This is a genomic window from Bradyrhizobium sp. STM 3809 (assembly GCF_000239795.1).
Taxonomy (GTDB): Bacteria; Pseudomonadota; Alphaproteobacteria; order Rhizobiales; family Xanthobacteraceae; genus Bradyrhizobium.
Genome location: NZ_CAFJ01000571.1, coordinates 1 through 4,505, shown reverse-complemented (window position 1 = coordinate 4,505; position 4,505 = coordinate 1). Strand labels below are relative to the sequence as shown.

4 protein-coding genes are annotated in these 4,505 nt (G+C 66.9%); all 4 read left to right on the top strand.

All coding sequences use genetic code 11. The annotated features are described in order from the left end of the window. A partial coding sequence (lspA, locus tag BRAS3809_RS26030; protein ID WP_035658661.1) for a signal peptidase II occupies positions 1-385 on the top strand: 385 nt, incomplete at its 5' end. A gap of 170 nt (positions 386-555) precedes the next feature. Continuing rightward, positions 556-1,251 (top strand): hypothetical protein, encoded by a 696-nt coding sequence (locus BRAS3809_RS36820; protein WP_035658658.1) that lies wholly within the window; start codon positions 556-558, stop codon positions 1,249-1,251. Between the two features lie 191 nt (positions 1,252-1,442). Beyond that, positions 1,443-2,822, top strand: coding sequence for a M16 family metallopeptidase (locus tag BRAS3809_RS26020; RefSeq protein ID WP_008965002.1), 1,380 nt, complete (start codon positions 1,443-1,445; stop codon positions 2,820-2,822). Then, entirely contained in the window at positions 2,822-4,201 is a 1,380-nt protein-coding gene (locus BRAS3809_RS26015) for a M16 family metallopeptidase (RefSeq protein WP_008965001.1), read from the top strand. Before BRAS3809_RS26020 ends, BRAS3809_RS26015 begins: the two co-directional genes overlap by 1 nt. The last annotated feature ends 304 nt before the right edge of the window (positions 4,202-4,505 follow it).

Genomic DNA, 4,505 nt, shown 5'->3' with positions numbered 1-4,505 from the left:
CAAGGTCACCCCGTTCTTCGATCTCGTGCTCGCCTGGAACATCGGCATCAGCTTCGGTTGGCTGCAGAACGACTCAGCCCTGGCGCAGGTGGGGCTGATGGGCGTGAAGGTCATCGCCGTGATCGCGCTCGGCATCTGGATGCTGCGGGCCGAGAGCAGGCTGGCGACGGCCGCGCTCGGCCTGATCATCGGCGGCGCCATCGGCAACGGCATCGACCGGCTGGCCTATGGCGCGGTGGTCGATTTCGCCCTGTTCCACGTCGAGATCGGCGGCACCGTCTACAACTGGTACATCTTCAACATGGCCGATGTGGCCATCGTTGCCGGGGTGGCGGGGCTGCTGTATGACTCCTTCTTCGGAGCCCATGCCGCAAAAGCGCCCTGATCCGGGTCGATACCGGCCAATCTCGATCTCCTGGTCAAGAGCCTGAGGTTCTTCACGTTTTGGGGATCGCCGGATTGTCCTGACCGCCGCTGGCGGCAGGGGTTAAGACCGGCAGAGTCGCGACCGGCTCGTCGAGCACGAGCACTGGACAAGCGAGGACAGGACAAGTCATGCGCAAGACCGAAGTCTCAAGCCGGTTCGTGGCCCACACGGCCCTTCGCGCCCTGCGGCTGTCGGCCGTTGCATTGGGCATCGGCCTCGTGGTGTCCGCCGGCGCCGCCCGCGCCCAGGAGGACGAAGAGGACGACAAGACCTTCGAAGAGAAGATCATCGACAATCTGATGCGCGGCATCGGCGGCACCAACATGGAGACGCCATCGATCGAGTACCGCGAGCGCTCGCCGCTGGTGGTGCCTCCCAAACTCGATCTGCCGCCGCCGGCCGCCGCCGCCCAGGCCAACGCGCCGAACTGGCCGAAGGACCCCGATGAGCAGCGCCGCCGCGCCGCTGCCGCCGCGCGCAAGAAGGACAACAAGGACCCGGTCGCCGCGGCCCGCCCGCTGACCCCGGCCGAGATGAAGATGGGACGGACCGCTGCCGCCAAGCAGACCGAGCCGATCCAGCCCGGCGTGACCAACAACCCGATGCTGAGCCCCGCGCAGCTCGGCTTCAAGGGCGGCCTGTTCGGCATGTTCAAGGGCAGCGACAGCGAGTCCAAGCCGTTCACCAGCGAGCCGCAGCGCGAAACGCTGACCCAGCCGCCGCCGGGCTATCAGACGCCGTCGCCGAGCTACGCCTATGGCACCGGCAAGATGGAGCCGATCGGCGGCAAGCAGATGGACATCATGACCGGCAAGGAACGGTGACGGCGCGGATGCGCCGCAACCCTCCTGAAATACCGGCCGAATGGCTGGTCCGGTCGCCATTAGCGAAATTTAATGTCTTGAAGCGGCAGGATGTCGCCGTTTTGTGACGCCGGGCTTCGGCCCGCGCGGTGTAGCATGCTGCGCTCAACCCGACCGCCCCGCGCGTCCTGCGGGCCTTCAGAAGGATCATGATGTCCTCGCACCGGTTCACCTTCGTCGCCGCCGCGCTCGTCTCGCTTGCGTTCACGGCCGGCGCTTCGGCGCAAACGACGTTCGCCTCCGAGCCCCCCGCCAGCTTCACCCTTCCCAACGGCCTGCAGGTCGTCGTCATCCAGGATCACCGCACCCCCGTGGTGACGCAGATGATCTGGTACAAGGTCGGCTCCGCCGACGAGACGCCGGGCAAATCGGGCCTGGCGCATTTCCTCGAACACCTGATGTTCAAGGGCACCGAGAAGCATCCGGCCGGCGAGTTCTCCAAGACCGTGCTGAAGATCGGAGGCAACGAGAACGCCTTCACCTCGGTCGACTACACCGGCTACTTCCAGCGCGTGCCGCGCGATCAGCTGCCGAAGATGATGGAGTTCGAGGCCGACCGCATGACCGGCCTGGTGCTGAAGGACGAGAACGTGCTGCCCGAGCGCGACGTCGTGCTCGAAGAGTACAACATGCGCGTCGCCAACTCGCCGGAAGCCCGCCTCAACGAACAGATCATGGCGGCGCTCTACGTCAACCATCCCTATGGCCGCCCCGTGATCGGCTGGAAGCCGGAGATCGAGAAGCTCAGCCGCGAGGATGCGCTGGCGTTCTACCGCCGCTTCTACGCGCCCAACAATGCGATCCTGGTGATCGCCGGCGACACCGACGCCAAGGAGGTCCGCCCGCTGGTCGAGCAGACCTTCGCCAAGGTGCCGTCCCAGCCTGACATTCCCGCGCGCCGGCTGCGGCCGCAGGAGCCCGAGCCGATCGCGCCGCGCACCGTGACCCTGGCCGATCCGCATGTCGAGCAGCCGTCGATGCGCCGCTTCTATCTGGTGCCTTCGGCGACCACCGCCGCGCCCGGCGAGTCCGCAGCCCTCGACGTGCTGGCGCAGCTGATGGGCAGCGGCAGCAACTCCTATCTCTACCGCGCGCTCGTCGTCGACAAGCCGCTCGCGGTCAACGCCAGCGCGTCCTATCAGGGCACCTCGCTCGATCCGAGCCAGTTCTCGGTCGCGGTCGCGCCGCGGCCGGGCGTCGATTTCGCCCAGGTCGAGGCGGTCGTCGACGGCGTCATCGCCGAGATCGCGCAGAACCCGGTGCGCGCCGAGGATCTCGAGCGCGTCAAGACGCAGCTGATCGCGGAGGCGATCTACGCCAACGACAACCAGGCCACCATGGCGCGCTGGTATGGCGGCGGCCTCACCACCGGCCTCTCGATCGAGGACATCCGCAGCTGGCCCGACCGCATCCGCGCCGTGACCGCCGAGCAGGTCCGCGCTGCCGCGCAAAAATGGCTCGACAAGAAGCGCTCGGTCACGGGCTATCTGATCAAGGACAATGCGGCCAAGCGCGAGGAGAAGCGGTCGTGATGAGCACAATGACCTTCGCCCGCCGTTTCGCCTGCGTCGTCACCGTCGCCGCCGCGGCGTTCACGCTCGCCCCGGCCGCCCAGGCCGCGACCAAGATCCAGCGCCTGGTTTCGCCCGGCGGCATCGAGGCCTGGTTCGTGCAGGACGCCACCGTGCCACTGATCGCGATGGAATACGCCTTCCAGGGCGGCGCCACGCAGGATCCGCCGGGTAAGCCCGGCGTCGGCAATCTCGTCGCCGACCTGCTCGACGAGGGCTCCGGCGACCTCGATTCCAAGACCTTCCATGAGCGGCTCGATCGCCGCGCCATCGAGCTGTCGTTCCAGGTGTCGCGCGACAATTTCCGCGGCTCGCTGCGCATGCTGCGCGACAACAAGGACGAGGCCTTCGAGCTGCTGCGCACCGCGCTGACCTCGCCGCATTTCGACAGCGCCGATGTCGAGCGCATCCGGTCCCAGGTGATCTCCGGCCTGCGCCGCGAGACGACCAACCCCAGCTCGCTGGCCGGGCGCAAGTTCCTCGAGCTCGCCTTCCCCAACCATCCCTATGGCCGGCCGGCCAACGGGACGCTGGAGAGCGTGCCGACCATCACGGTCGACGACCTCAAGGACTACACCAAGCGCATCCTCGCCAAGGACACGCTCAAGGTCGCCGTCGTCGGCGACGTCGACCCGGCCACGCTCGGCAAGCTGCTCGACCAGACCTTCGGCGACCTGCCTGCCAAGGCGACTTTGACCCCCGTGCCCGACGTCGTCGCCACCAAGCCGCCGCAACGCGTGCTCGTGCCGCTCGACGTGCCGCAGACCGTGATCACCTTCGGCGGCCCCGGGATCCGGCGCCACGACCCGAACTTCATGGCCGCCTATGTGGTGAACCACATCCTCGGCGGCGGCGGCCTGTCGTCGCGGCTCTACAAGGAGGTCCGCGAGAAGCGCGGGCTCGCCTACTCCGTCTATGACGCGCTCTTGTGGATGGATCACTCGGCGCTGTTCATCGGCAACACCGCGACCCGCTTCGACCGCGCCGGCGAGACCATCGCCGCCGTCGAGCAGGAGATCCGCCGCATCGCCGAGGAAGGCCCGACCCAGCAGGAGCTCGACGAGGCCAAGTCCTACATCAACGGCTCGCAGATGCTGGCGCTCGACACCTCGTCGAAGCTCGCCCAGGCGATGCTGCAATATCAGCTCGACAAGATGCCGATCGACTACATCGAGAAGCGCAGCGAGATCGTCAACGCGGTGACGCTGGAGGATGCGAAGAAGGCGGCCAAGCAGCTCTGGAGCCAAGGCCTCCTGACCGCCGTCGTCGGCCGCACCCCGCAGGCCGCTGCCGAGCCGGCCCAGGCGCCTGCCACGGCACCGACGACGAAGACGAACTGAGGAAGCAGCGGCGCTGCTTCTGTTTAACGAGACGCAAAGCTCCTAGCGAGTTCGTCATGCCCGGGCTTGTCCCGGGCATTTTGCGTATCGATCCACGGCTGACCACCGCCGCCGCCACAGAAATGGTGTCGTCCCGGCCTTGAGCCGGGACCCATACTCCGCGGCGGACGTGATGGCGGCAGGTGCCAACGAGCAGCGTGCCTCAAACCCCTTCCTGGGGGTATGGTCCCGGCTCAAGGCCGGGACGACAGCGGAGGGCGAGATCAAAGCTTCTGCTAAAAATAATCAACTTGCTATTTTTTCA

What these genes read in the sequence shown, in the direction of transcription:
- BRAS3809_RS26015 (WP_008965001.1), top strand. Translation starts at nt 2,822, where the DNA reads ATGAGCACAATGACCTTCGCCCGCCGTTTCGCCTGCGTCGTCACCGTC.
- BRAS3809_RS26020 (WP_008965002.1), top strand. Translation starts at nt 1,443, where the DNA reads ATGTCCTCGCACCGGTTCACCTTCGTCGCCGCCGCGCTCGTCTCGCTT.
- BRAS3809_RS36820 (WP_035658658.1), top strand. Translation starts at nt 556, where the DNA reads ATGCGCAAGACCGAAGTCTCAAGCCGGTTCGTGGCCCACACGGCCCTT.